The sequence below is a fragment of the Pelomonas dachongensis genome (genome assembly GCF_043555865.1).
Taxonomy (GTDB): Bacteria; Pseudomonadota; Gammaproteobacteria; order Burkholderiales; family Burkholderiaceae_C; genus Pelomonas; species Pelomonas dachongensis.
Map to the genome: position 1 here is coordinate 769,988 of NZ_JBIGHY010000002.1, position 26,449 is coordinate 796,436.

The 26,449-nt window shown below is 67.6% G+C and carries 14 protein-coding genes; 5 read left to right on the forward strand and 9 right to left on the reverse strand.

The features are described 5' to 3' along the window. Position 1: 1 nt before the first annotated feature. From leuD to ACG02S_RS08160, 3 genes are all read right to left on the reverse strand, one after another. A complete protein-coding gene (gene leuD, locus ACG02S_RS08150) occupies positions 2-649 on the reverse strand; it encodes a 3-isopropylmalate dehydratase small subunit (protein ID WP_394469938.1) in 648 nt (215 codons plus the stop codon). 1 nt (position 650) lies between these two features. Then, positions 651-2,066, reverse strand: a complete 1,416-nt coding sequence (gene leuC, locus ACG02S_RS08155) for a 3-isopropylmalate dehydratase large subunit (RefSeq protein WP_394469939.1) — start codon at positions 2,064-2,066, stop codon at positions 651-653. Between the two features lie 112 nt (positions 2,067-2,178). Continuing rightward, positions 2,179-3,072: a LysR family transcriptional regulator gene (locus ACG02S_RS08160; RefSeq protein ID WP_394469940.1), complete on the reverse strand. Its 894-nt coding sequence runs from the start codon at positions 3,070-3,072 to the stop codon at positions 2,179-2,181. A 257-nt stretch (positions 3,073-3,329) separates the two neighbouring features. On the opposite strand from ACG02S_RS08160, the gene ACG02S_RS08165 reads away from it, so the two are divergent. Genes ACG02S_RS08165 through rffA form a run of 3 tightly spaced genes read left to right on the forward strand, consistent with a single transcriptional unit; the run spans position 3,330 to position 6,305 of the window. Further along, on the forward strand, positions 3,330-4,409 hold the full coding sequence (locus ACG02S_RS08165; protein ID WP_394469941.1) for a hypothetical protein: 1,080 nt from the start codon (positions 3,330-3,332) through the stop codon (positions 4,407-4,409). Next, complete coding sequence (locus ACG02S_RS08170; protein WP_394469942.1) at positions 4,403-5,158, forward strand: GNAT family N-acetyltransferase; 756 nt, start codon at positions 4,403-4,405, stop codon at positions 5,156-5,158. Before ACG02S_RS08165 ends, ACG02S_RS08170 begins: the two co-directional genes overlap by 7 nt. Positions 5,159-5,162: 4 nt before the next feature. Next, the gene (gene rffA, locus ACG02S_RS08175) at positions 5,163-6,305 is read left to right on the forward strand and encodes a dTDP-4-amino-4,6-dideoxygalactose transaminase (protein WP_394469943.1); all 1,143 of its coding nucleotides are present in this window, start codon (positions 5,163-5,165) and stop codon (positions 6,303-6,305) included. Between the two features lie 22 nt (positions 6,306-6,327). Here rffA and ACG02S_RS08180 read toward each other — a convergent pair whose 3' ends face one another. The 6 genes from ACG02S_RS08180 to ACG02S_RS08205 all read right to left on the reverse strand — a co-directional run bounded on the left by ACG02S_RS08180 (position 6,328) and on the right by ACG02S_RS08205 (position 12,322). Next, positions 6,328-7,662: a hypothetical protein gene (locus tag ACG02S_RS08180; protein ID WP_394469944.1), complete on the reverse strand. Its 1,335-nt coding sequence runs from the start codon at positions 7,660-7,662 to the stop codon at positions 6,328-6,330. A 240-nt stretch (positions 7,663-7,902) separates the two neighbouring features. Next, complete coding sequence (locus ACG02S_RS08185) at positions 7,903-9,111, reverse strand: FAD-dependent oxidoreductase (protein ID WP_394470154.1); 1,209 nt, start codon at positions 9,109-9,111, stop codon at positions 7,903-7,905. Then, positions 9,108-9,509, reverse strand: a complete 402-nt coding sequence (locus ACG02S_RS08190; protein ID WP_394470156.1) for a VOC family protein — start codon at positions 9,507-9,509, stop codon at positions 9,108-9,110. Before ACG02S_RS08190 ends, ACG02S_RS08185 begins: the two co-directional genes overlap by 4 nt. Beyond that, positions 9,506-9,964: a GNAT family N-acetyltransferase gene (locus ACG02S_RS08195; RefSeq protein WP_394469945.1), complete on the reverse strand. Its 459-nt coding sequence runs from the start codon at positions 9,962-9,964 to the stop codon at positions 9,506-9,508. Before ACG02S_RS08195 ends, ACG02S_RS08190 begins: the two co-directional genes overlap by 4 nt. A gap of 7 nt (positions 9,965-9,971) precedes the next feature. Beyond that, positions 9,972-11,354, reverse strand: coding sequence for a methyltransferase domain-containing protein (locus ACG02S_RS08200; RefSeq protein ID WP_394469946.1), 1,383 nt, complete (start codon positions 11,352-11,354; stop codon positions 9,972-9,974). An 11-nt stretch (positions 11,355-11,365) separates the two neighbouring features. Next, a complete protein-coding gene (locus ACG02S_RS08205) occupies positions 11,366-12,322 on the reverse strand; it encodes a glycosyltransferase family A protein (RefSeq protein ID WP_394469947.1) in 957 nt (318 codons plus the stop codon). 420 nt (positions 12,323-12,742) lie between these two features. Here ACG02S_RS08205 and ACG02S_RS08210 point away from each other — a divergent pair, with 420 nt between their 5' ends. Beyond that, complete coding sequence (locus tag ACG02S_RS08210) at positions 12,743-21,064, forward strand: heme utilization protein (protein ID WP_394469948.1); 8,322 nt, start codon at positions 12,743-12,745, stop codon at positions 21,062-21,064. Between the two features lie 156 nt (positions 21,065-21,220). Further along, a complete protein-coding gene (locus ACG02S_RS08215) occupies positions 21,221-26,449 on the forward strand; it encodes a hypothetical protein (RefSeq protein ID WP_394469949.1) in 5,229 nt (1,742 codons plus the stop codon).

Below are 26,449 nucleotides of genomic sequence, written 5' to 3' on the forward strand. Positions count from 1 at the left end.
CTCAAATCACTCGGTTGGCCAGCCAGGGTTTGGCGGCGATGCGTTGCGCCTCGTAAGCGCGGATCTTGTCGGTGTGCTGCAGCGTGAGGCCGATCTCGTCCAGACCGCCGATCAGGCATTCCTTGCGGAAGGGCTCGATGTCGAAGGGCAGCTCGGCGCCATCGGGCTTAACGACGACCTGGCGAGGCAGGTCAACGGTCAGCTGGTAGCCGGGGAACGCAGCCACTTCGTCGAACAGGCGCGCGATGGCGCTCTCTGGCAGCACGATGGGCAGCAGGCCGTTCTTGAAGCAGTTGTTGAAGAAGATGTCGGCAAAGCTCGGCGCCAGGATGGCGCGGAAGCCGTACTGCTGCAGTGCCCAGGGCGCGTGTTCGCGGCTGGAACCGCATCCGAAGTTGCTGCGCGCGATCAACACGCTGGCGCCGGCGTAGCGCGGCTGGTTCAGCACGAAGTCGGGGTTGGGCTTGCGGCTGGCCGGGTCCTGGCCGGGCTCACCGTGGTCCAAATAGCGCCACTCGTCAAACAGGTTGGGTCCGAAGCCCGAGCGCTTGATCGACTTCAGGAACTGCTTGGGGATGATCGCGTCGGTGTCGACGTTCTCACGGTCCATCGGCGCGACGAGACCTTGGTGAATGGTGAACTTGTCCATGTCAGGCGATCGTGCGGACGTCGACGAAATGGCCGGTCATCGCGGCCGCGGCGGCCATGGCAGGGCTGACCAGGTGGGTACGCCCACCGGCGCCCTGGCGACCTTCGAAATTGCGGTTGCTCGTGGACGCGCAGCGCTCGCCCGGCTCCAGCCGGTCGGCGTTCATCGCCAGGCACATCGAGCAACCCGGCTCGCGCCATTCGAAGCCGGCGGCTTTGAACACCTGGTCCAGGCCTTCGGCCTCAGCCTGCGCCTTCACCAACCCGGAACCCGGCACCACCAGTGCCAGTTTGATGTTCTTGGCCAGTCGGCCGCCGACACGCTTCACCACGGCCGCGGCCTCGCGCATGTCCTCGATGCGGCTGTTGGTGCAAGAGCCGATGAACACCTTGTCGACATGGATGTCGCTGATGGCCTTGTTGGGTTCCAGCGCCATGTAGGTCAGCGCGCGCTCGATGGCACCGCGCTTGACGGCGTCCTTTTCCTTCTCCGGATCAGGCACGCGGTCGTCCACGGCCAACACCATCTCGGGCGAGGTGCCCCAGCTGACCTGCGGGCGGATCTGCGCGGCGTCCAGCTCGACGACCTTGTCGAAGTGCGCGCCGGGGTCGGAGTGCAGCGTGCGCCAGTAGGCGACGGCCTGGTCCCACTCCACGCCGGTCGGCGAGAACGGGCGGCCCTTGACATAGTTGATGGTCGTGTCGTCCACGCCGATCAGGCCAGCGCGGGCGCCTGCTTCGATGGCCATGTTGCAGACCGTCATGCGGCCTTCCATGCTCAGCGCGCGGATGGCGGAGCCGGCGAACTCGATGGTGTAGCCCGTGCCGCCGGCCGTGCCGATCTTGCCGATGATGGCCAGCACGATGTCCTTGGCGCCGACGCCCTTGGGACACTGGCCTTCCACTTTGACGAGCAGGTTCTTGGCCTTCTTGGCCGACAGCGTCTGCGTGGCCAGCACATGCTCGACCTCGCTGGTGCCGATGCCGTGCGCCAGCGCGCCGAAGGCGCCGTGCGTGGACGTGTGGCTGTCGCCGCAGACGACCGTCATGCCAGGCAGCGTGGCGCCCTGCTCCGGGCCGATGACGTGCACGATGCCCTGGCGCTTGTCGTTCATCTTGAACTGCGTGATGCCGACGCGGTCGCAGTTGGCGTCCAGCGTGTCGACCTGCAGTTTGGAGACGGGGTCGGCGATGCCTTGCGAGCGGTCGGTCGTCGGCACGTTGTGGTCGCTGACGGCCAGGTTGGCGCTCAAGCGCCAGACCTTGCGCCCGGCCAGGTCCAGGCCTTCGAAGGCCTGGGGGCTGGTCACTTCATGTACGAGATGGCGGTCGATGTAGAGCAGCGTCGTGCCATCCGGTTCGGAGTGCACGACATGCTCGTCCCAGAGCTTGTCGTAAAGGGTACGGGAGGTAGTCATGCCTGCCCCTCGCCTGGTGAGTACACCAGCCGATCCCCCGAGGGGATGCGGACCGGCTTGGGAGCGGCCCGGCGCTCGGCCCGACACGCGCCGTGAACGGCGTGAAATGGAGTCATTGCTTTTCTCGAGGAATGAGGGTGTCCACGAAGCGTTGCACCACGGTGGGCAAGCGCTGTTGGCGCAGCACACCCAAGTGATAGTCGCGCTCGGCCCAGGACTCTTCAAGTCGCAGGCAGCGCACACCGAAGACGCGGGTGAAGCGCTCGGCCGGTTGTTCGGGCAGCACGGCCACGCCCAGGCCGGACTCGACCAGCTGCGCGATGCCGTCGAAACCGCGCACCTGCAGACGCGCGTTCAGCGTCTGACCACGGGCCGCCGCCTGTTCGCGCATGAGTTCCTGCGCGCTGGCGCCGGCATGCAGGCCAATGAGGTCATAGGCCAGCAGGTCGTCAAAGCTGACGGCCTCGCGGCTGGCCAGGGGGTGCTTCAGCGGCACCAAAGCCGCCAGGCGGCTGCGGGCGAACACCCAGGTCTGCACCCGATTGTCCTGCAGCGGGCCGGTGAAGATACCCACGTCCGCCCGCCCTTCGGCGACGGCCGCCTGCACCTCGGTGCTGGTCAGGTCTTCCAGGCTGATGCGGATCTGCGCATGCGCCTGTGAGAACTCCACCAGGTAGGGCGGCAGGCATTCAGCGATGGCGCTGGTGTTGGAGGCGATGCGCAGATGGCCCTTGATGCCGCGCGAGAACTCCATGACCTCGGTTTCGAGGGCATAGAGCGACGCGTGCAGCGAACGGATGTGGCGCACCAGCGCGCGGCCGGCCTCGGTGGGCTCAACGCCCCGGGCGCGCCGCTCGAAGAGCTGCACGCCGAGGCGGCTTTCCAGGTCCGACAGCCGCTTGCTGGCCGCGGCCAGCGCCAGGTGTTCCTGGGCGGCGCCGCGCGTGATCGAGCGGGTCTGCTCGATGGCCAGCACGAGATTGAGGGTGGTGAGGTCGTGGCGCATGGTGTGCCTCAAAGCATAGCTTTCGCAGGAAATGAAATTCTGCACCAAAACACCAGCCAACATTCGCGCGAAACGAATGCTCAACCAGGCGAAGCCGGGCCCGCTGGCGCAGCATTTGGGTGGCAAATGCCTGCTTCACCGCGGCGTTCGACCCTGGCGAAGCGCCCACAATCCTCGCCAAATGACCGCACCCCGCCTCCCTGCGCCGGTGCGGCACCACCCATGGAGGATGCTTGGCTTCAAGATCGCTGTTTGTGATGCCCCAGGGCAGCAGTCACACGTCCAAGATGCTGGGCGGCATCGCCGCGCAGTACCGCGACGAGCTCGAGGTCGACGTCATGTATCTGTGCAGGCCCGGCTTTGACGCGAGCCTGCCGGCACGCCGCAACGATCCACTCGCTCATCTGCCCGGGCGGCGCTGCTACCTGCTGGGGCAGCAGCTCTACTTCCAGGACGGGCCGATGGACCTGGAGGCGTACGAGCACGTCGTGTTTCAGTCGATCGGCGATTCCACCGCCGCGCTGGTCGGCCGTGTGTTCAGCCCCGAACGCATCGACGTGCTGATCACCGACGACGAACTGGATGGCCGGCGCCGCTTCTATGAAATGGTCGCGCAGTATCCGCATCAGGAAGCCGAATTGAGGGCACGCATCGGCTTCAGCCCCGCCGTGGAACGTGCGTTCGAGCAGTTGCAGCACTTCGTCGCTCCCCGCACGCCGTGGCAGCAGCTCCTGGAGCTGCGTCGCGAGGCGCCGCTGACGATGTTGGACGTGCTGGTGCCCTTCCAGTCATATGCGATGAGTGCGGTCGACACGCAAAAGCCGCCGGGTTTGGTGCGCATCGCGATGGCGCAGAAGCCGACCGATCCCAGCCTGTTGCGCAGCGCTGTCGCCCAACTGGCCGAGCTGTTCGGGGCGCACCCGACGCTGCGCTTTCAGGTGCTGGTCTTCGGTCTGGAGAAATGGCCCAAGTTCCAGCTATTCGACGCCGCATTGACGAACGTGTCGCAGGTCACGCTGGACACCCCGATCACCGAATCCGCCTACTGGAACCTCCTGCTGGGCTGCGACGCGCTACTGCTGAACAGCCGCGGCGGCCTCGGCGGCCTGCTGCGCGCACTAACGCACCGTGTCGGCGTCGTGGACCTGTGGGAGGGGCCTTCCTACAACCGCGAATGCGTTGAAGGGCTGGGCGCCACGCTGCAGCAAGCCGACGACCTCGCCCGCTTCCTGAGCACGGGGCGGCGCGACGCTGCGCAGCTCGAACGCAACGCCCGTGTCGTCGGCGCCAAGCTCAGCGAAGGCACCGAATTCATACTGCAACGCTATCTGTGCTGACCGACCGCCCGCTCACCCATCAGACCCTGCCCATCCTCTCTGCGCTGGACGCGGAGCGCTTCGGTTGGGTCACGGCCAAGCTCACGGTCGACACGACCACCGATTTCAACGCTGTCGACGCCTGGCTGGAGGCGCATGCCGTGCGCTTCGTCATTGCTCGAGTTGCCACCGACGACACCGCGCAGGCTCAGGCGCTGGAAGCACGCGGCTACCGCCTGATGGACACACTGCTGTACTACCTCCGCACACTCGGCGGCGCCAACATCGCGCCGCTCGAACTGCAGGCCGGCTACGACCTCGATGTGGCACGCCCCTCGCCGGCGGAGATGCGCGCACTGGCGGCCCAGGCGTTCAGGGGCTACATGGGCCACTATCACGCGGACCCCGCCATTGCGCCCGCGCTGGCCGACGAGGTCTATGCCTCCTGGGCCGAGCGCTCGGCAACGGACCCGGCGGTCGCGCAGCACATCGTCGCTATACGGTACGGCAGCAGGTTGGCCGCCTTCGCGACGCTGAACACCTGCAGCGGCGCTTGCGAGGGCGTTCTTTTCGCCGTCGATACGTCACACCGCAACCAGGGCCTGCACCGTGCGCTCGTGCGCGCCTCGCTGGCGCATGCCCAGGCCGGCGGCTGCCACACTTTCTTCAGCTCCACGCAGGTCGCCAACCACACCGTGCAGCGCAACTGGATCCGCGAAGGCCTGTTGCCGGACCGCGGCTGCTACACCTTCCACCTGACCCGAGAGTGATGCCGTGACACCCACGCCCATCCCCTTCAACAAGCCCTATCTGCACGGGCGCGAGCTGGTCTACATCGCGCAGGCGGTCGCCTCCGGCAAGATCTCCGGCGACGGCGTGTTCACGCAGAAGTGCCACCGCTTCTTCGAGGAGCGCTACGGCTTTCGCAAAACGCTGATGACGACGTCCTGCACCGATGCACTGGAGATGTGCGCGCTGCTGCTGGACGTCCGCGAGGGCGACGAAGTCATCGTGCCGTCGTTCACCTTCGTGTCCAGCGCCAACGCGTTCGCGCTGCGCGGCGCGAAGATCGTGTTCGCAGACAGCGCCGCCGACAACCCCAACCTCGACGTGGACACGCTCGCCGCGTTGATCACGCCACGGACCCGCGCCATCGTCGTCGTGCACTACGCCGGCGTCGCCTGTGACATGGACCCGATCCTCGCGCTCGCTGCCCGGCACGGCATCGTCGTCGTGGAAGACGCTGCACAGGCCATCGACTCGTTCTACAAGGGTCGCCCCCTGGGCAGCCTGGGCGCACTCGCCGCCTTCTCGTTTCACGAGACCAAGAACGTGATTGCGGGCGAAGGCGGACTGCTGGCCCTGAACGACATGCGCTATGCCGACCGTGCCGAAGTCATTCGTGAGAAGGGCACCAACCGCAGCGCCTTTTTCCGCGGCGACATCGACAAGTACGGCTGGGTGGACATCGGCTCGTCGTTCCTGCCATCGGACATCATTTCCGCCTATCTGTTCGCGCAGCTGGAGAACCTCGATGCCATCCAGGCGCGGCGCAAGGCACTGTGGCAGCGCTATCACGACCGCTTGGCCGAGCCGCTTGCGGCGATTGGCATCGGCCTGCCGTCCATACCGGCCTATGCCACCAACAATGGCCACATGTTCTACCTGGTGTGCAACCACCTGGAACAGCGCACCGGCCTCATCAGCGCCCTGCGGGCCGAAGGCATCCATGCCGTCTTCCACTACCAGTCGCTGCACGAGAGCCCGTTCTTCAAGGCACGGCACGACGGCCGTCCCCTGCCCCAGACGACCCGCTACGCCGATTGCCTGGTGCGACTGCCGCTCTACTACGAGCTCGCTGACGTGGATGTGGACCGCATCTCGGACACCATCGTTCGACACTTGACCGGTCCCTGACCCCCTGAGGCCGGCGCACGCATCAGCGTATGCGCGGCGGCTCTTCGGCCTGGCGCAACAAGCCCCGCAACCCGTTGCGGCTGTGCGCGCCGAAATGCGACAGCAGCCGCGCGACCTCGCGCGCCAGCGCGTCACGCTGGCCCTGGATGTCGCGCGCCAGCTCGGGGCCCAGCGCCGCCTCGTTCGCGGCGAAATCGAAATTGGGGTCAGTGACGAATTGGGCCGGGGCGCCGACGACGACCGCGGCGTCGGTGCGCGGCCCGGCGGTGAAGGCCTCCGCGGCCACCACGTCACGGACATACCCGGCGCTCCAGGCCGGGTAACGCCCATCCAGCGCCAGATCACGCAGCGCCTGCTCCAGCGGGCCGTCGCGCCGGCGTCTGGCGTTGTCCATGATCCAGCGCGTTTGGAAGTTCTCCAGCACGAAGTGCCGGTTGCTCTGCAGCACCACCAGCCCCTGCCGGTCGGCCGGCGCGCCCAGCTGGGCCTTCAGGTTGACCCACATCATGTAGCGCAGCGTCGCACCGGGCGCCGCGCTGGCGTGGTAGGGCTGTGTCAGGTCTTGCACATGGTGAAGCGCCAGCCCAGCGAAGCGCCAGCCCCAGTAGGCGTGGCCGGTCTGCCAGGCCAGCACCGCCAACCCGCCGTACTGCTGCACGCGCAGTTCGGTGAACGTGCGCGCGAAGCTGGGCGCCAGCGTGTTGAAGACGCGCCCTTGGTGGAAGAACGCCATGTGGAACGGCGCCTGCGAGCTGATGGCGACGGCCGGGTTGCCAAAAGGCTGCTTGCCGAAGCCGTAGTCCGGGTGCGCCGGGTTGTCGTCGAACAGGTTGAGGTCGTGGCCGTAATCGGGCTCATCGCAGGCCGAGGCCAGCACGGCCAGCGGCGCCACGGCCTCGCCGGGCTGGAGTGCGACGAAGCGCTGCGTGGCGCCCTTGCTATTCGGCACGGCGCTGACTTGGGCGCCGTCCAGCGGCGGGCGACTGGTGTCGGGCTCGCGCGGGTCGACCTGCAGGTACAGCGCCAGCCTGGACTGCGGCGACAGGCGCAGCGCATGCAGGAACGCCGTGCGGCGGTCGGCGTCGCTGCGGTCCGCGTCGGCCACAAAGCGCAGCGCGTCGGGTCGCGGCGCATGGCCGCGCAGGTGCTCACGCGCCCAGGCCTCCTGGGCATCGAGCGTGCGCGCGATCTCCGCCTCCTGGGCACGCAGGAAATCGACGAGCGGTTCGGCTTTCACGGCCGCGGCGTTGGCAACCTCGGGAACGCGCTCGAAAGCGCGGTAGCACATGGGGCTGTGGTTGCCCCAGGCCTGAGCGACGGGGGGCAGCAGGGCCAGCAGGAAGATGAGGAGGCGCATCGGGCGGCGGGAATGGCGAAGGCGCCGATTCTGAGCCCCCGCGCGGCCAGGCAAAGCCTTGCGACCGGATCCACGAGATTGCTTGTGGCCACCCCGCCTCCCGGTGTGCCACGGGCCGGTCAGCCCACCGCGGCACGCGCAAGTTTTGCGGGGCCAGGTTACAGACGGGAGCGCGAGCGCGGAAGCGGCCATTGGGCAAGCCGTGCTTCGCCACGTCGAAAGGTGGCGGCGCGGCGCGGCTCAAGCGTCGGCCAGTCTGAGCCGCCCCCACAGCCACCCGGTCTTGACGCCGGCCAGCGTCGCGACGGACTGCTGGTGAATGTACGGCAGCCTGCCGCCCCAGCCGAAGAAGCGGTCGCGCAGCCAGGGCGCGACGACGGCGTGGGACTGGAACATCGGCGTGAGGCCACGGCTGACCTGGCTGTAAAAACGCAGGTGGGCGCGGCGCCGCGCCGAGTAGCGGGCGAAGACGTCGGGCCAGTCCCCGCCCAGCCCGGCCGCCAGTTCGTGCGCGTCGATCAGCGCCATGTTGGCGCCCTGCCCCAACTGCGGACTCATACCGTGGGCGCAGTCGCCGATTGCCAGCACGCGGCCCTCGTGCCAGCGGGACAGGCGCACGTCGGCATAGCGGGCCTCGCGCAGCTGGGTGGCGTGCTGCAAACCCGCCAGCAGCGGCGCGACGTCGGGGAACAGCGCGGCCATCTGCTGCTTGAGCCGCTCCAGCCCGAGGCGCGCGGCCCAGCCGTCCAGCTCAGCCAGCGGCAGGCTCCAGAACAGGTTGATGCCGCGCTGCGCATCGTCCGCAGCAGCCTTGCCCACCGGCATCAGGCCGAGCATCTGCGACGCCGAACGGAAACGCTGGCGCAGTTCGACCTGCGGGAAGCCGACCGGCGCCGGCAGCACCGTCCAGACCGCGCCCCACGGGAAATGGCGCGCCCGCTGCCTCACCTTCATGCCGGCGCGCAGGCGCGAGAAGCTGCCATTGGCCAGGATCAGTGCCGCATGCCGCACGGTACCCTGGCCGCTGATCTGCAGCGTGACGCCGCCGCTGTCTTGCACAAAGCCCTCGACGGCGGCGCCGCAATGCCAGGGCACGCCCAGCGCCCGCAGCCGCCGCCACAGCAGGCCCATCAGCGCGCCACGCTGCAGGCCCAGGCCATAGGCGTCGGGATGAAAGCGCCGGTAGCTCATGTCCAGCACCGCGCGGCCGGCGGGCGTGTCGCCGTACAGCCGGTCCACGCGCACGCCGAGTTCCAGCGCCTCCGGCAGCAGGCCCATTCGAGCCAGCACCTGCTGGCCGGTGGGTTGCAGCAACAGCCCCGCGCCGATGGGCTGCGGCGCGGCCACGGCCTCGTACAGCTCGACGCCGATGCCGCGCTCAGCCAGCCGGATGGCCGCCGCGGCCCCGGCCACGCCGGCGCCCACGATGGCAACGGTGGCGGTGCTCAGGTGCGGTCCCGCAGCGGAAAGTTGATCTCGACGCCGTTGCCCGCGGGGTCCTGCAGGAAGAACTGGTGCTGGCCGGTCACGGCAGAGCGCGACTCGCGGAACGGCACGCCCAGCGCGCGCAGGTGCATGGCGGTCGCCTCTGGGTCGGTACCGGAGAAGGCGGTGTGGTCGTAGGTTGTCGGCGCAGCGGGGTCGAGCGGCCGGCGCTGAACCTCCCCGGCCGCCTGCTCGGACAGGTGCAGCACCGGCTGGCCGCCGGCGTACAGCCAGAAGCCGGCCGTATTGAACGCAGGACGCGGCCCGACCTCCAAACCGAGCGCGTCCCGGTAGAAGTCGCGCAGCACCGCCAGCAGCAAGGCGGGTGCGCGCAGGTTGATGTGATTGAGTCCCGTGATCATGGGGTGAGCGTGTGGGCGTCGAGGGCGGGCTGTGGAGGCACCCAGCGGTACTCGATGTCGAAAGGCTGCTCGTCGACGACTTGAAAACCGTGACGAACATAGAAAAGGTTGGCGCGACTATCGCGCAATGCGGCCAGCGTGATGGGCCTGCCCTGCGCCTGCAGGTGCGCCACCACCCAGGCGCCGAGGCCTTGACCCTGCGCATCCGGGTGCACATAGAGATGGTGCAGACGCAGTTCTTCGCCCTGCTCTTCGACGGTGAAGTAGCCGGCGCGCCGGCCGACCAGCAGCAGGTGGTTCATCCGCTCCGGATGGAACTGCGCCCTCAACCTCGCCCGCGCGACGGCGGGGTCGAACCGGCCCAGCCGTTCCAGACTTTCGCGCAGGGCCGCGATGCGCAAGGCCAGCATGTCTTCAAAGTCGGCATCGGCGACGGGCGCCAGCGTGGGCACCATACGTGCTTCAGGCGACAGCATCACGCACGGCGCGCATCGCGTACTGCAGCGGCATGGCGTCGCGTACCGCCAGCTCGGGGTCGCGGCCCAGCGCCAGTGCCATCTGGCGGACGCCGGCCAGCGCCTGTTCGCGCATCGGCGGCTCTTCCACCATGCACGGCACGCCGGCCTCCACGCGCAGGCCGGCGCCGTCGAACATCTGCAGCATCGTCTGGCGCGTGAACCAGCGGATGTGGGTGCGGTCCATCAGGCCGGTGGCCTCGTACTGGAACGCGCCCATGTTCAACCGCGCCTGGATGCTCCAGTGCTGCGCGTTGGGGATGCTGGTGACCACGCAGCCGCCGGGCGCCAGCACCTTGGCCACTTCGGCCAGCACGCGCCAGGGGTCGCGCAGGTGCTCCAGCACGTCGCCGAAGACCCAGCAGTCGCTGCCGCGCAAGGACTCGAAGAACTCCGGCCCGGCATCGTCGATGTTCAGCTGCAGCACCTCGTCGCAGCGCTGGCGGGCGATGTCGGCGGCCTTGGCATCCAGTTCCAGACCGACGAAGTGCACATCGGATCGGCGCGCTTTCAACGCCTGCGCCAGGCCGCCGGTGCTGCAGCCCACCTCCACAACGCGCTGCGCCTGAGCCGGGATCAGCCCCAGCACGAACGGGTTGTAGCCGCGCGGCTCGTGAGCGGCCTGTGCGTCGGCGGCGGCCGTGGCTTCGGCCGCCTGACGAGCCTGCACCTCGGCCATCCACTCTTCCAGGTGATAGCCCTGCGTGTTCGTCACGGTGCCGCGGCCCACGTGGTCCAGGTAGATCCGGCTCAGCCCCGGCGTTACGTCGTTCAACACCCAGTCCAGGTGCTTCAACAACCCGGACTTGCCGGCGTCGTGCAGCGCCAGCATCGGTGCCACCATGGGCGCGCCGTGCTTGACGGGCAGGGGCCACTGCTTCATGACCTCGATGTTGCACAACATGGCCGGCGGGTGCAGGTAGGGCACGGCGCCGTAGGCGTAGGGGATGTCGAATCCCTCGCGGTTCACGTAGGCCACGCCGCCCACGCCGTAGTGCTGGGGCTGCAGCTCGGCCAGCATGGCCTCGATGAAGCCGTCGCGCAGCACGACGATGTCGCTGTCCAGGAACAGCGCGACCGGCCCCAGCGGCAGCGTCTGGATGGCCCAGGCCATGCCGGGACCGTGGTGAATGTTGTGCCCCTGCACATGCAACGTCACGCCGTCGAGCGGCGCGACCGCGGCGCGGATGCTGTCCACGTGCTCGGCGCTGGAACCATCCACGATGTGCACGGGGTTGGCGTAGAAGCGCCGCAGCGACGTCAGCAGGTTGGTGATCAGCGCCGGGCTGTTGTACGAGACGACGACGACGGGGATCTTGCGGGCATCCATGGCGCGGCCTATCAGAATTTGTGGCTGGCCAGGAAGCCGTTCCACAGATCGAGGAACTCCGCCTCGGCGGTGGCGTCTCCCAAGCTCAGGCGGCGCATGACGTCGATGAAGGGGGACACGTCATCCTCCTGCTGGTAGCGGTTGCACAGCGCCTGGTGCAGGCCGGCATAGGCCTGGCGGGCCTGCTCGGCGCCCAGCCGCCCGATGCGGGTGGCGCCCAGTGCCAGCGCCCCGTAGCCCAGGTGGGCCGCCTTCATGTGCTTGCCCAGGATCTGCGCCGAGTGCCCCTCCCCGCCGGCGCGAAAAGCGCCCAGGCGGTCTTGGATATAGGCCACCGGGTTGATGAGGCTGGCGGCAAGGAAGGCACCCAGGTCCCACAGGCCGGCATACGACACGCCGCCGAACTCCGGCTTGGCCAGCAGGTCGGCCACTTCCTTGCGCATCACGCAGTTGGAGAACTCGCCCAGCCAGTTCTGGCATTCGGGCAGCGTGGTGGAAAACAGCACGGTGGCATCCAGCAGCAGCGTGCGGTCGTTGGAGAACCAGACCGCCTTCGGGATGGGCATTCCCTCCACCGGCTGGCCGCGCTCGTTGCTGTTCCAGCGCGCGCTGATGCTGCAAGGATGCCGGCCGGTGGCGTGCGCCATCATGTGGCGCATGTAGAAGTCAGGATAGAGCACGTCGTCGTCCAGCATCAGGTGGCAGAACTCGGTGGAGTTGCCCCACAGCTGGATCAGGTGCTTGAAGTTCTCGTACGCGCCCGCGCGCGGGCCTTGGTGAATCTCGATGGGCAGCTTGCGCATGGCCAGCGCCATGGCCGGCGAACGCAGCAGCGCGCCGAACTCGCCGCCCGGGCTGTCGTCGGAGACGACCACCCGTTGAGGCAGCAGCGTCTGCGTGACAAGGCCCGTCAGCAGTTCGACGAGGTACTTGGTCTTGTAGGCCGGGATCAGGGTGGTGACATGCATGAACTAATGCTCAGGGTTTCCCTCCGCGACGCTATTGGAGCCGCGGGAAGGTCATTTGATAGCGAAAAACAGGCCGTTGAAGCTCAAGCTGTTCAAAGCAACGCCGATAAGGGGGAGACCTAGCATTGCAACGAATAGTTAACGCTTGAGGGATTTCCGTGCAGCCGACCGGCGACACCACAGCAACGTCCAACGGTACAACCCCACCAGCTGAACTGCCGCGCCGGATTTCGGTCGGCGTGAGAGCTCAAGGTGCTGGCCGCGTTGCCGAAATCCGTCTTAGCTGTGTCCCTGATTCCAACATCAAAGTTTTGCCTGCCGCCCTGCCCGACGCTCTGCTCCAGACGTCGGGTTTCAGTGCGATACGCACTGGCGGACCGGCCCGCACGCCAAGCCGCGCCAACCTGAGGTAACGAGAACATGTCTTCCATCATCAGCAGCCTCTCCAGCGAACAGATCGCCGGCCTCACCTCTGCGACTTTGCGTGCCCTGGGCACGGAAGACTGGGCGGCGTTTTCGTCCGATCAGATCAAGGCATTGACCACCGCCCAGGTGGCCACTCTGTCCAGCTTCGCGATCAAGTCGCTGAGCACGGACCAGTTCTCGTTCTTCGATACGCAGGACATCGCCAAGCTGTCCACCTCCGCGCTGCTGGGCATGAGCTCCGAGCAGGTGCAGGCCATGGGCAGCGAGCAGGCGTCTGCGCTGACCACCACGCAGATCAGCAGCCTGACGACGCAGCAGTTCTCGGCCTTCGAGACCGCCGACCTGCAGGCGCTGAGCAGCGATGTGTTCAAGGTGCTGACCTCCCGTCAGTTGGGCGCACTGACCTCCGACCAGCTGGCCGCCATCGAGACAGCAGACCTGGCGCAACTGAGCACTTCGGCGCTGCGCGGCCTCACGTCGGACAACATCGACGCGCTGACCTCCGAGCAGGTCCAGTCGCTGTCCACCGCGCAGGTGCAGTCGCTGACCACCCAGCAGCTCAAGGGCCTGAGCACCGAGCAGATGGCTGCGCTGGAGACGGAAGACCTGCGTGCCCTGAGCACCGCCCAGCTCCGCGCGCTGTCCACGGATCAACTCAATGCGCTGGGCACCGAGCAGTTCGCCGCCTTGACGACGACCCAGGTGGCCGGACTGACGACCGCACAGGCCGCCGGGCTGGAGACGGCCGACCTGCAGGCGATGACCAGCGACCAGTTCAAGGTGCTGAATTCCGCCCAGTTCGGCGCGCTGAGCACCGAGCAGCTGGCCGCCATCGAGACTGCTGACCTGGCCGTGATGAGCACGGCAGCGCTGCGTGGCATCACGTCCGAGAACATCGACGCCTTCACCTCCGACCAGATCAAGGCGCTGGGCACTCACCAGATCCAGGCGCTGACGACGCAGCAGTTGAAGGGCCTGTCCACCGAGCAGATGGCCGCGCTGGAAACGCAGGACTTGCGCGCGCTGTCGACGGCCCAGATCCGCGCGCTGTCCACCGAGCAGCTGAACGCGCTGGGCTCCGAGCAGATCGCCGCGCTGACCACGAGCCAGGTCGCCAGCCTGACGACGGCGCAGGTCGCCGGCCTGGAAACGGCCGACGTCCAAGCGCTGACGACCGACCAGTTCAAGGTGCTGTCGTCCGCCCAGATCGGCGCGATGACCACCGAGCAGCTCGCTGCCATCGAAACCGATGACCTCAAGCAGATCTCTACGGCGGCCATTCGTGGCATCACGTCCGAAAACATCGATGCGCTGACGTCCGACCAAATCAAGGCGCTGGGCACGGCCCAGGTCCAATCGCTGAGCACGCAACAGCTGAAGGGCCTGTCCACCGAGCAGATGGCCGCGCTGGAAACGGAGGACCTCCGGGCGCTGTCGACGGCGCAGATCCGCGCACTGTCCACCGAGCAGCTCAACGCGCTGGGCTCCGAGCAGTTCGCCGCCCTCACGACCACCCAGGTGGCCGGCCTGACGACCGCCCAGGTCGCCGGCCTGGAGACGGCTGATCTGCAAGCCCTCGGCACCGACCAGTTCAAGGTGCTGTCGTCCGCCCAGGTCGGCGCGCTAACCACCGAGCAGCTGGCCGCCATCGAGACCGCTGACCTGGCCGTGATGAGCACTGCGGCGCTGCGCGGCATCACGTCGGACAACATCGACGCGTTCACGTCCGACCAGATCAAGGCGCTGGGCACGGCCCAGGTCCAATCGCTGAGCACGCAACAGCTGAAGGGCCTTAGCACCGAGCAGATGGCGGCGCTGGAAACGGAAGACCTTCGTGCGCTGTCGACGGCCCAGATCCGCGCGCTGTCCACCGAGCAGCTGAACGCGCTGGGCTCCGAGCAGTTCGCCGCGTTGACCACCAGCCAGGTGGCCAGCCTGACGACGGCGCAGGTCGCCGGCCTGGAAACGGCCGACGTCCAAGCGCTGACGACCGACCAGTTCAAGGTGCTGTCGTCCGCCCAGATCGGCGCGATGACCACCGAGCAGCTCGCTGCCATCGAAACCGATGACCTCAAGCAGATCTCTACGGCGGCCATTCGTGGCATCACGTCCGAGAACATTGATGCGCTGACGTCTGACCAAATCAAGGCGCTGGGCACGGCCCAGGTCCAATCGCTGAGCACGCAACAGCTGAAGGGCCTGTCCACCGAGCAGATGGCCGCGCTGGAAACGGAAGACCTCCGGGCGCTGTCGACGGCGCAGATCCGCGCGCTGTCCACCGAGCAGCTGAACGCGCTGGGCTCCGAGCAGTTCGCCGCCCTCACGACCACCCAGGTGGCCGGCCTGACGACCGCCCAGGTCGCCGGCCTGGAGACGGCTGATCTGCAAGCCCTCGGCACCGACCAGTTCAAGGTGCTGTCGTCCGCCCAGGTCGGCGCGCTGACCACCGAGCAGCTGGCTGCCATCGAGACCGCTGACCTGGCTGTGATGAGCACTGCGGCGCTGCGCGGCATCACGTCGGACAACATCGACGCGTTCACGTCCGATCAGATCAAGGCGCTGGGCACGGCCCAGGTCCAATCGCTGAGCACGCAACTGCTGAAGGGCCTTAGCACCGAGCAGATGGCAGCGCTGGAAACGGAAGACCTTCGTGCGCTGTCGACGGCCCAGATCCGCGCGCTGTCCACCGAGCAGCTGAACGCGCTGGGCTCCGAGCAGATCGCCGCGCTGACCACGAGCCAGGTCGCCAGCCTGACGACGGCGCAGGTAGCCGGCCTGGAGACGGCCGACGTCCAAGCGCTGACGACCGACCAGTTCAAGGTGCTGTCCTCCGCCCAGATCGGCGCGATGACCACCGAGCAGCTCGCTGCCATCGAGACCGATGACATCAAGCAGATTTCCTCGGCGGCCATCCGTGGCATCACATCCGAGAACATCGACGCGCTGACGTCCGACCAGATCAAGGCGCTGACCACGGCGCAGTTCCAGTCGTTGACGACGCAGCAGCTCAAGGGCTTGTCCACCGAGCAGATCGCTGCGATGGAGACCGAGGACCTGCGTGCACTGAGCACGGCCCAGATCCGCGCGCTCGCCACCGACCAGCTCAACGCGCTGACAACCGAGCAGTTTTCCGCCCCGACCACCATCCAGGTCAGCAGCCTGACCACGCAACAGGTCGCCGCGCTGGAGACGGCCGACCTGCAGGCGATGACGACCGACCAGTTCAAGGCCTTCAGCTCGGCGCAAGTCGGTGCGATGACCACCGAACAGCTGGCCGCCATCGAGACCGCCGACCTGGCCGTGATGAGCACCGCGGCGCTGCGTGGCATCACGTCCGAGAATATCGACGCATTCACGTCCGACCAGATCAAGGCGCTGTCGACGGCCCAGATCCAGTCGTTGACCACGCAACAGCTGAAGGGTCTGAGCACCGAGCAGATGGCCGCGCTGGACACGGAAGACCTCCGTGCGCTGTCGACAGCACAGATCCGGGTGCTGAGCACCGAGCAGTTGAACGCGCTGACCACGGAGCAGTTCGGCGTGCTGACCACCTCGCAAGTGGCCAGCCTGACGACCGCGCAGGTCGCCGGCATCGAGACGGCTGACCTCCAGGCCCTCGGCACCGACCAGTTCAAGGTGCTGTCGTCCGCCCAGGTGGGTGCGATGACGACCGAACAGCTGGTCGCCATCGAAACCGCCGACCTGGCCGTGATGACCACCGCCGCGCTGCGGGGACTGACGTCGGAGAACATCGACGCCTTCACGTCCGACCAGATCAAGGCGCTGTCCACGGCCCAGGTCCAGTCGTTGACCACTCAGCAGCTGAAGGGCCTGTCCACGGAGCAGATGGCCGCGCTGGAAACGCAGGACCTGCGTGCGCTGAGCACGGCGCAGATCCGGGCGCTGTCCACCGAGCAGCTGAACGCACTGGGCTCCGAGCAGGTCGCCGCGCTGACGACCGGCCAGGTCGCCAGCTTGACCACCGCGCAAGTCGCCGGCATGGAGACCGCTGACGTACAGGCGCTGACGACCGACCAGTTCAAGGTGCTGTCGTCCGCCCAGATCGGCGCACTGACCACCGAGCAGCTGGCAGCCATCGAAACCGATGACCTCAAGCAGATCTCCACGGCAGCCATCCGTGGCATCACGTCCGAGAACATCGATGCGCTGACGTCCGACCAAATCAAGGCGCTGGGCACCGCCCAGGTCCAATCGCTGAGCACGCAACAGCTGAAGGGCCTGAGCACCGAGCAGATGGCCGCGCTGGAAACGGAAGACCTCCGCGCGCTCTCGACGGCGCAGATCCGGGCACTGTCCACAGAGCAGCTCAACGCGCTGGGGTCCGAGCAGATCGCGGCGTTGACCACCAGCCAGGTCGCCAGCCTGACGACAGCCCAGGTCGCCGGCATGGAGACGGCCGACATCCTGGCGCTGACGACCGACCAGTTCAAGGTGCTGTCGTCCGCCCAGATCGGCGCGATGACTACCGAGCAGCTCGCTGCCATCGAGACCGATGACATCAAGCAGATCTCGACGGCGGCCATTCGCGGCCTGACGTCCGAGAACATCGATGCGCTGACCTCCGACCAGATCAAGGCGCTGTCCACTGCGCAGTTCCAGTCGTTGACGACGCAGCAGCTCAAGGGCCTGTCCACCGAGCAGATCGCCGCGATGGAGACCGAGGATCTGCGTGCGCTGAGCACGGCCCAGATCCGCGCACTCGCCACCGACCAGCTCAACGCGCTGACCACCGAGCAGTTCTCCGCTCCGACCACCGTCCAGATCAGCAGCCTGACCACGCAGCAAGTGGCCGGCCTGGAGACGGCCGACCTGCAGGCGATGACGACCGACCAGTTCAAGGCCTTCAGCTCGGCGCAAGTCGGTGCGATGACCACCGAGCAGCTGGCTGCCATCGAGACCGCCGATCTGGCCGTGATGAGCACCGCCGCGCTGCGTGGCATCACGTCCGAGAATATCGACGCATTCACGTCCGACCAGATCAAGGCGCTGTCCACCGCGCAGGTTCAGTCGCTGACCACCCAGCAGCTGAAGGGTCTGTCCACAGAGCAGATGGCGGCACTGGAAACGCAGGACCTGCGTGCGCTGACCACCGCTCAGATCCGTGCGCTGTCCACCGAGCAGCTCAACGCACTGGGTTCGGAGCAGATCGCCGCGCTGACCACTGGCCAGGTCGCTAGCCTGAGCACTGCGCAGGTTGCCGGTATGGAAACCGCCGATGTTCAGGCGCTGACAACCGACCAGTTCAAGGTGCTGTCGTCCGCCCAGATCGGCGCGCTGACCACCGAGCAGCTGGCGGCCATCGAGACCGATGACATCAAGCAGATTTCCTCGGCGGCCATCCGTGGCATCACGTCCGAGAACATCGACGCGCTCACGACCGACCAGGTGAAGGCGCTGTCCACGGCGCAGGTCCAGTCCCTGACCACCCAGCAGATCAAGGGTCTCAGCACCGAGCAGATGGCCGCGCTGGAAACGGAAGACCTCCGCGCGCTGTCGACGGCGCAAATCCGTGCGCTGAGCACCGAACAACTCAACGCGCTGGGCACCGAACAGTTCGCGGCGCTGACGACCGCCCAGGTCGCCGGCCTGACGACCGCCCAGGTGGCCGGCATCGAGACGGCCGACCTCCAGGCCCTCGGCACCGACCAGTTCAAGGTGCTGTCGTCCGCCCAGGTGGGTGCGATGACGACCGAACAGCTGGCCGCCATCGAGACCGCCGACCTGGCCGTGATGAGCACCGCGGCGCTGCGCGGCATCACATCGGTGAACATCGACGCGTTCACGTCCGACCAGATCAAGGCACTGGGCACGGCGCAGGTCCAATCGCTCACCACGCAGCAGCTGAAGGGCCTGAGCACCGAGCAGATGGCCGCGCTGGACACGGAAGACCTCCGTGCGCTGTCAACGGCACAGATCCGTGCGCTGAGCACCGAGCAGCTGAATGCACTGGGCACCGAGCAATTCGCGGTGCTGACCACCACCCAGGTCGCCAACCTGAGCACCGCTCAGGTAGCCGGCATCGAAACGGCTGATCTGCAGGCCATGACGTCTGACCAGTTCAAGGTGTTGTCGTCCGCCCAGGTGGGTGCGATGACGACCGAACAGCTGGCCGCCATCGAGACCGCCGACCTGACCGTGATGACCACCGCCGCGCTGCGGGGTCTCACGTCAGAGAACATCGACGCCTTCACGTCCGACCAGATCAAGGCGCTGGGCACGGCTCAGATCCAGTCGCTGACGACCCAGCAGCTCAAGGGCCTCAGCACCGAGCAGATGGCCGCGCTGGAAACCGAGGACCTGCGTGCGCTCAGCACGGCGCAGATCCGCGCCCTGTCCACCGAGCAGCTCAACGCACTGAGCACCGAGCAGTTCGCCGCGCTGACCACCACCCAGGTGGCCAACCTGACGACCGCGCAAGTCGCCGGCATCGAGACGGCCGACCTGCAAGCGCTGACGACCGACCAGTTCAAGGTGCTGTCGTCCGCCCAGATCGGCGCACTGACCACCGAGCAGCTGGCTGCCATCGAGACCGATGACATCAAGCAGATCTCCACAGCGGCCATCCGTGGCCTGACGTCCGAAAACATCGACGCGCTGACCTCCGACCAGATCAAGGCGCTGTCCACGGCCCAGGTCCAGTCGCTGACCACGCAGCAGCTGAAGGGCCTGTCCACCGAGCAGATGGCCGCGCTGGAAACCGAGGACCTGCGTGCGCTCAGCACGGCGCAGATCCGCGCGCTGTCCACCGAGCAGCTGAATGCGCTGGGCACCGAGCAGTTCGCCGCGCTGTCCACCATCCAGGTGGCCAACCTGACGACCGCGCAAGTGGCCGGCATCGAGACTGCCGACCTGCAGGCCATGAGCAGCGACCAGTTCAAGGTCCTGAGCTCCAGCCAACTGGGCGCGCTGACGACCGAGCAGGTCGCGGCCATCGAGACGCAGGACATCGGCGCCATCACCACGGCGGCACTGCGCGGCCTCGGGTCGGAAGACCTGGGGGCCCTGGGCACCGAGCAGATCATCGCGCTGGGCAGCCAGCAGGTGGCTTCGCTGACCACCGCCCAGCTGGATGGCCTGAGGTCCGAACAGATCGCGGCCTTTGAGACGGCTGACGTCGTTGCCTTGAGCAGCCAGCAGTTGCGCAGTCTGACCAGCGAACAGTTCGAGGGCTTCACCTCCGATCAATGGACCGCGATGACGACCACGCAGCTGAACTCGCTGACGTCGGAGCAGCTGCGGACCATCGAAACCGAGGCCATCGCCGGATTCGACAGCACCGATTTCACGGCCTTCAGCACGGCCGCCATCCGGGGCTTCAGCACCGAGCAGATCGTGGCCATGGCCAGCGAGGACCTGAAGGCCTTCAGCTCGGCACAGTTCGTCGCGCTGACAACCGAGCAGCTGCACGCCATCACCAGCGAGCAGGTTGTAGGCATCGATGCCTCCGACCTCGGCAAGCTGTCGATGGCCCAGGCCGGCTCGTTCACGACCGAGGCGATTCACGCGATGACCACCGAACAGGTCAACGCGCTGATCCCGGCCCAGGTCTCGCCCATCATCCTGGACCTGGACGGCGACGGCGTGGAAACCACGGCGGCGGCCAACGGCGTCAGCTACGACCTGCTGGGTCGGGGTGTCTGGCAACAGTGGGGCTGGGTGGGCGGCGGCGACGGCCTGCTGGTGCACGACATCAACGGAGACGGCCAGATCAACAACGGCAAGGAACTGTTCGGTGAAGGCACGATGCTCGCCGACGGCACCCGCGCCAAGGACGGCTACGCCGCGATGGCTGCGCTCGACAGCAACCACGACGGCAAGCTGGATGCGAGCGACATCGACTACAACAAACTGCAAGTCTGGATCGACGCCGACCACAACGGCGTCACCGGCAGCGGCGAGCTGAAGTCGCTGGCTGAGCTGGGCATTGCAAGCATGAGCCTGCAGTCGCAAACGTCGACCGCCACCGACAACGGCAACCTCATCGGCCTGGTGGGCAGCTACCAGACCACCGATGGCGCCAGCCACCAGATGGCGGACGTGTGGTTCAGCCGCGACGCGAACGGTGCCGTCAGCACGAGCGGCCCGGTGACGGCGGGCGAGGCGAGCGGCACGGCAGCCGCGGCGCAGCTGCAGCTCAGCGACGTGCTGTCCGCACCGAGCGAGCTGACGCTGCCGGGCGGCGACACAGCGGCCAACCTGGTCACGGCACCGATGCCGACGGTCGATCCGCTGCTGGCACTGAAGTCCAAGTCGCTCGATGAGGACGAGCTGAATCGTCAACCGCCGCTGATCTGATCGAAAAGTTCACGGCAGACGTCGGAGGCGCCCGCGAGGGGGCCTCCGACGTTGTTCACAATTGGAGGACCATGACGGCGAGCATCACCCGCGACCGCTGGCCGCACTCACGCCGTCCAGGCCTCCTTCCCTGCATGTCGTCCTGAATACCCTGTCATGGCGACCCTCATCACGCCCACCCCCGAGCAGCTGTCCCAGCTCACGACGAAGGAAGTCGCGGCGCTGAGCGCCAACGTGTGGGCCACGTTCACGGCCGCGCACATCAATGCCCTGTCGCCTGAGCAGCTTGCGGCGCTGAAGCCCGCGGCGTTCAGCAAGCTGCCCCTGGCGCTGATGTCCGCCTTCTCCGCGGACGACTTGCAGGTGCTCAGCACCTCGGTCATCAAGGCCTTCAACACCGCGCAGATCGCCGCGCTGTCGGCCGACGACTTCGGTGCGCTGACGCCGCAGCAAGTGGCTGCGCTGCAGCCCAAGCAGCTGACGGTCATGACAGCGGACCAGTTTTCCGCGCTCGGTGTCGATCAGGTCGCCCAGCTGACGGCCACGCAGGTCAAGTCGCTCAGCGCCGACCTGATGTCGGCGCTGCTGCCCGAGGAACTCGCGGCGCTTGGCCCCAAGGCCGTGGCCGCGCTGAGCGCCACGCAGGTGCGTGCGCTGAGCGCTGAGCAGATCCAGGCGCTGACACCCGACCAGGCCGCCGTCTTCACCGGCAACCAGGGCGCCGGACTGACGGCCGACCAGCTGACGGTGATGGCGCCCGAGGCGTTCTCCAGCTTGTCCACCGCGGCCCTGCGCGCCATTTCCGCCAGCACGCTGACGGCGCTGCCGCCCGAGCTGATCCAGCAGTTCAGCCCGTCGCAGATCGCCGCTTTGGGCGCCAGCCAGATCACCGCGCTGGGCACCGCCGGCATCGATGCGCTGACCGCAGAGCAACTGCACGGCTTCACCAGCGTGCAGATCCGCGCGCTGAACACCACACAGATCGGCGCGCTGTCGGGTGAAGACCTGGTGGCGCTGGGCAGCCGCGGCGTGGCCAGCTTCACGTCGGGCCAGATCGCCTCGCTGACGCCGGAACAGGTGCAGGCGCTGGAGACGCGCCAGTTTGCCGGCATGACGTCGGCGCAGTCGGTGGGCCTGTCCAGCCTGCAGCTGAGCGGCCTGTCGGCCGAAGCGCTGGGCGCCATGTCCACGGCTGCCATCCGCAGGCTGCGCAACGAGATCATCAGCAACCTTAGCGCCGACCACGTCGGTGCGCTCACGACCCGCCAGGTGTCGGTGCTGACCTCGCGCCAGATCGCCGCGCTGGACACCGAAGACATCGCCGCTTTCAGCACGCAGCAGATCCAGGCGCTGGGCTCGGTACAGATCGCCGGACTCAGCACGCGCCAGATTGCCGCCATCGAGCTGGAGGACGTGGCCGCCCTGGGCACCGCCGCGGTCAAGGGCCTGAAGGGCAACCAGCTAGGCGCGTTCGCGAGCGAGCAGATCCAGGCGCTGACGACCGTGCAGGTGGCGGTCATGACCTCGATGCAGCTCAACGGGCTGGGCACCGACCAGCTGCGGGCAGTGGAGAACACCGACCTGCAGGCCATCGGCACGAAGGCCCTGCAATCGCTGTCGCCCACGCTGTTGAACAACCTCACCACCGAGCAGGTCGACGCGCTCTCCACCGGCCAGGTGCGCTCGCTGACCAGCGCGCAGATCCAGAGCCTGACGCCCGAGCAGCTCAACACGCTGAGCACGCAGCAGTTCGCCGTGCTGACGTCCAAGCAGGTCACGTCGCTGACCGGTGGGCAGATGGCCGCGCTGCAGTCCGAAGATTTCGCTGCGCTGTCGTCCGGCGCGTTCAAGGCCATCACGCCCGGCCAGCTCGGCGCGCTGGACGCGACGCTGGTGCAGGCCATCTCCACCGCGCAGACCGCGGCACTGACATCGAGACAAGTCACGGGTCTGACGGCCGAGCAGCTGACGCAGTTGACCACCGACGCCTTCGCGGCACTCGGCAGCGGCGCCATCCGCGGCCTGCAGGCCAACCAGCTGCAAAGTCTGGGTGAGCTGCAGCTGAACCTGCTGAGCACGTTGCAGGTGGCCAGCCTCACGTCAGCCCAGCTGAGCACGTTGACCAACGAGCAGCTCAACACGCTGGGCACCAGCCAGTGGGCGGCGCTGGGCTCGCGGCAGATCACCGGCATCGCCGCCGACCGCTGGGACCAGATCTCCGCCGACCGCATCGCCGCCCTGGGCACCGGCACGCTGCGCGCGCTGAGCGCCGAGCAGGTTCGCGACCTCAGCCTGGAGCAGTGGTCGGCCATGGGTTCGCGCCAGCTGGCCGCGCTGACCTCGCGCCAGATCGCCGAGATCGCCACCGACGAGATCCCCTGGCTCTCGGCCGACGCGCTGCGCGCCATCAGCACAGCGGCCATCCAGGGCCTGACCGCCAGCCACCTGCGCAATCTTGACCCCGGTCAGGCCGCGCTACTGACCCCAGCCCAGGTGGCTTCACTGAACACGCGCCAGTTGGCGGACCTGACCACTGATGCGCTGTTCGCGCTGACCACCGCCCAGGTGTCGGCCATGACGGCCAAGCAACTGGCGGCACTGTCCGCGTCGCAGGTCGCCAACCTGGAGTGGGACGACCTGGTGGCGCTGGGCACGCGCGGCATCACAGCCTTCGGCGCCGCGCAGATCGCGGCGATGACGCCCGAGCAGCTGACCGCGCTGAGCAGCCAGCAGGTCGCCGCGCTGAACACCGCGCAACTGTCGCGGCTGAGCACCGATCAGGTCATGGCCATCGTGGCCGACGACCTCGGCGCGCTGTCCACCACCGCGCTGCGCTCGCTGAGCACGGAGCAGTTCGCAGCTTTTGGCGTGACCGAGCTGGCGTTACTGAGCAGCCGCCAGCTGGCCACGCTCAGCTCGGCACAGATGCGCGCCATCGACAGCGACGAGATCGCTGCCATCAACCCCGTCCAATTCGGCGCCTTCGGCTCCCAGCAACTGAGCGGCATGACCAGCGCGCAGCTGCTGGGCATCACGGTGGACCAGATTTCACAGATCTCCACACAGGCGCTGCGCGCGCTGGGCAGCGAACAAATCGGGCTGCTGAGCGCCGAGCAGATCTCCTTCCTCTCCACGCGCCAGATCGCCACGCTGAGCAGCGAGCAGATCCGCGGCCTGGAGACCGAGGACATCGTCGCGATGAGCGACAGCCAGTGGGCCGCGATGGGCAGCCGCCAGCTCAGCTGGCTCAGTCAGGCGCAGGTCGCCGCCATCGAGGCGGGCGACATCATGGCCCTCAGCACCGGCGCCATGCGCGGCTGGAGCACGCAGTCCATGGCCGGGCTGCAGGTCGAGCAGATCGCCGCCTTCGGCAGCCAGCAGGTGTTCGCGCTGCTGAGCGCGCAGGTGCGCGCACTCGGGCCCGAAGACTTCGCCGCGCTGTCGGCCGACGCGCTGCAAGGTCTCAGCAGTGCGGCCATGCTGTCACTGACCTCCGAGCAGACCGGCGCGCTGACGGTGGGCCACGTGCAGCAGATGGGCTCGCAGCAGCTGCAGCTGATGTCCACGGCGGGCATCGCCGGCCTCAGCAGCGATGTCATTCCCAATCTCAGCACGCAGCAGATGGCGGCGCTTGGCAGCCACCAGCTGCGCGCGCTCGGCAGCGACCAGCTGCCGCTTCTGACCGTGGAATCGCTGAACGCGTTGGACACCGCGCAGTTCCGCGCCCTCAGCTCCGCGCAGCTGGACTCGATGGGCTCCGAGCAGATCTCACAGCTCAGCACCGCGCTGCTGGGCGCGCTGACCAGTGCGCAGGTTCGAGGCCTGTCCACCGACGACCTCAGCCTGCTGGACGGCGATCACATCGCCGGCCTCAGCACGGCGGCGCTGAACGGCATGACGGCCGGACAGATCGGCGTGATCAATGGCATCCAGGCGGTCGCCTTCAGCACGCAGCAGATGGCCGCGCTGTCCAGCGCCGCGCTGAATGCACTAGGCACCGAGGCATTCGATGCACTGAGCAGCACGCAGCTCGCCGCGTTGGCGCCCACGCAACTGGACAAGCTGTCCACCGAGAACGTGGCGCTGCTCAGCGGCGCCGACCTGCAGGCGCTGGGCAGCGCGCAGATCGTCGCCTTCAGCACGCGTCAAATAGCAGCGCTCGCCAGCGAGACCATCACCGACCTGCAGCCCGCGCAGCTCAACGCATTCAGCACCCGCCAGGTCAAGGCGCTGACGACCGAGCAGATGGGGGCCATCGAGACCGAAGACCTGGCCGCCTGGAACACCGCGGCGCTGCGCTCGCTCAACACGGAACAATTCGCCGCGCTGCACAGCGAGCAGATCGCCGCCTTCACGACGCAGCAGATTCAGGTGCTCAGCTCGGCCCAGTTCCGCACGCTGGAGAGCGAGGAGATCGCGTCCTTCACGACCGCGCAGGTGGCGTCTTTCAGTACCCGCGCGCTGGCCAGCTTCTCCGCCACACAGATGCAGGCCTTCGAGACCGAGGACCTCTCCGCGCTCAACTCGGCCCAGCTGCGCGCGCTGTCCACGCTGCAGATCGCGTCGCTGATGAGCGAGCAGATTCCCGGGCTGGACAGTGCCGACATGCGCGGGCTGTCGATGGCGCAGGTGCAGGCCTTCAGCAGCGAGCAGATCGGCGCGATGAGCGGCGGCCAGGTGGACGCGTTGTTTGCCGCGACGCCCATCGTGCTGGACCTAGACGGCAACGGCGTGCGCACCCTGGCCGCCAGCCAGGGCGTGCAGTTCGACCTGAACGGCACCGGCCACGCGCAGCAATGGGGCTGGGTGGGCGGCGGCGACGGCCTGCTGGTGCGCGACCTGAACGCCAACGGCCTGATCGACAACGGGCAGGAACTGTTTGGCAGCGGCACCCAGCTCGCCAGCGGACTGCGCGCCGGCAACGGCTACGCAGCCATGCTGGCGCTGGATGAGAACCACGACGGCCGGCTCAGCGCCGCCGATGCGGCCTTCGCGCAGCTGCAGGTCTGGGTGGACGCCAACCGCAACGGCGTCACCGACGCCGACGAGCTGCGCAGCCTGGTGGACATGAACATCGTGTCGCTGGACCTGCACGCGCAGCAAGGCACCGCGACGGACCAGGGAAACCTGCTGGGCCTGATGTCCAGCTACACCACCGCCGATGGCCAGCAACACGACATGGCGGACGTGTGGTTTGCCAAGCACGAGGACACGACGGCCGCGCCGCTGCCAGCGGCCAGCGAACTGCTGAGCGGGCCGCTGCCCGACCTGCTGGGCGGCAAGGGCAGCGCAGATGCGCCCACGCCCTCCCCAGCCGGACCTCGACCGTCCTGGTTGAAGGAACGAGAGCTGGACGATGATGCAGGCTGGACTCCGCTCATCTGA

Excerpts from the sequence above, each read along its gene's own strand:
- ACG02S_RS08190 (WP_394470156.1), bottom strand. The coding sequence starts at position 9,509 with ATGATCACGGGACTCAATCACATCAACCTGCGCGCACCCGCCTTGCTG.
- ACG02S_RS08195 (WP_394469945.1), bottom strand. The coding sequence starts at position 9,964 with ATGGTGCCCACGCTGGCGCCCGTCGCCGATGCCGACTTTGAAGACATG.
- ACG02S_RS08205 (WP_394469947.1), bottom strand. The coding sequence starts at position 12,322 with ATGCATGTCACCACCCTGATCCCGGCCTACAAGACCAAGTACCTCGTC.
- ACG02S_RS08210 (WP_394469948.1), top strand. The coding sequence starts at position 12,743 with ATGTCTTCCATCATCAGCAGCCTCTCCAGCGAACAGATCGCCGGCCTC.
- ACG02S_RS08215 (WP_394469949.1), top strand. The coding sequence starts at position 21,221 with ATGGCGACCCTCATCACGCCCACCCCCGAGCAGCTGTCCCAGCTCACG.
- ACG02S_RS08180 (WP_394469944.1), bottom strand. The coding sequence starts at position 7,662 with ATGCGCCTCCTCATCTTCCTGCTGGCCCTGCTGCCCCCCGTCGCTCAG.
- leuD (WP_394469938.1), bottom strand. The coding sequence starts at position 649 with ATGGACAAGTTCACCATTCACCAAGGTCTCGTCGCGCCGATGGACCGT.
- ACG02S_RS08160 (WP_394469940.1), bottom strand. The coding sequence starts at position 3,072 with ATGCGCCACGACCTCACCACCCTCAATCTCGTGCTGGCCATCGAGCAG.
- ACG02S_RS08165 (WP_394469941.1), top strand. The coding sequence starts at position 3,330 with ATGCCCCAGGGCAGCAGTCACACGTCCAAGATGCTGGGCGGCATCGCC.
- ACG02S_RS08200 (WP_394469946.1), bottom strand. The coding sequence starts at position 11,354 with ATGGATGCCCGCAAGATCCCCGTCGTCGTCGTCTCGTACAACAGCCCG.
- leuC (WP_394469939.1), bottom strand. The coding sequence starts at position 2,066 with ATGACTACCTCCCGTACCCTTTACGACAAGCTCTGGGACGAGCATGTC.